The organism is Chryseobacterium rhizoplanae (genome assembly GCF_900182655.1).
Lineage (GTDB): Bacteria > Bacteroidota > Bacteroidia > Flavobacteriales > Weeksellaceae > Chryseobacterium > Chryseobacterium rhizoplanae.
The window spans coordinates 1-1,494 of sequence record NZ_FXTC01000022.1; the positions used below are offsets into that span (position 1 = coordinate 1).

1 pseudogene is annotated in these 1,494 nt (G+C 36.5%); it reads right to left on the bottom strand.

What is annotated here, in order from left to right:
• Window positions 1-58 precede the first annotated feature (58 nt).
• Window positions 59-1,416, bottom strand: a pseudogene (locus FN817_RS22970) (IS3 family transposase).
• Between the last annotated feature and the right edge of the window lie 78 nt (window positions 1,417-1,494).

The following is a 1,494-nucleotide window of genomic DNA, read 5'->3' on the forward strand; positions in this document are numbered from 1 at the left end:
TGTAAGTCTTCAAACTAAATTGGACATTTTGTAATAAGTCCTTAAGGAGTATTTAGGTTTATAAATTTATTAATTTCTGTTGAAAATACAATTGTCTTCTTTTTCGGATTGAATCTGATTTTATTTGTCTTCTTTTTTCCAAAATCTGCTCAGATCTTCCGAAGTAAACATCCGCTGGAGGAAGGTTTTTCAAAGATTCGTGATATCGCTTGTTGTTGTAGTTTTCTACAAATTTTTCTAAGGCTTCCACTAGTTCTTCGGGATGGTAAAAATGATTGAGTTTAACCACATTTTTCATCGTTCTATGGTATCGTTCAATTTTGCCCTGAGTTTGCGGATGCATCGGTTTTCCGTGAACCTGCTTCATCTTTAAATCGTCTTTCAGGTATGTTCTGAGCTCGTTTGATACGTAACAGGAACCATTATCTGAAAGTAATTTTGGTTTGGCTTTAGACTTTAGTTTTGCTTTTTCAATCGCTGTATTTACTGTTCTTTTCACATCTTCAGCTTTCATCGAATCGCATAGCTCCCAGTGGATGATATACCTGCTGTAATCATCTAAAACAGTGCTTAGGTAGTACCAACCCCAGCCAATCACTTTAAAATAAGTGAAGTCTGTCTGCCACATTTGATGCACAAATTCTGTTCTATCCTTAAATTCATTTGCTGCTGAAAAAAGAAAATGATTCGGCGCAGGGATTAAATCCCGTTGCTTCAAAATCCTGTAAACACTGGATTCTGAGATGAAAACACCTTGTTCATCAGTAATTTTGTGTGCCAATTCTCTTGAGGAAAGTTCTGTATGTTCCAAAGCGATTTCTACCACCAAATCTTTTTGTTCTTCCGGAATACTGTTCCACTGTCTTTTAGATCTTCTATTGGATGTCTCCAAGCCATCGTAACCATTTTCAAGGTATTTCTGATGCCATTTGTAGAAAGTACTTCTTGCAATCCCAAAGCTCTCCAAGGTTCGTTTAACACCAATTTCACTTGTGGTTACGCCTTGAATAATTTCATACTTTTCTCCTGCTGATAGTCTCATAAACTTTCTGTATTTATGGGTTAATCCAGCATGTCCAAGCTTTTTTTTACGATGTCATAGCGCAAAACCAAATCGGCAACCATTTCCTTCAAGCGGGCATTCTCTTTCTTCAAATCCGACACTTCATCACTCGTGGCTTCTCTAACAACATCACCATTGAGCCGTTTTTTACCGGCTTCCATAAATTCTTTGTTCCAAGAATAAAACTGAGATTGGGCAATATTATGCTCTCGACAAAGCTCTGCTACAGAAGTTTCTGCACGAAGTCCTTCCATAACGATTAAAATTTTCTGCTCGGCTGTGAAGATCCGTCTGGTATTTTTACGGATGTCTTTTACGAATTTTTCGGAACTTTTCTTTTTAGGTGTTTCCATAATTAAATGTAATTCTTTTTTGAAAACACTCCTTAACTTTTATACTATATACTGTCTACTTTTTGCTGACGATTTACA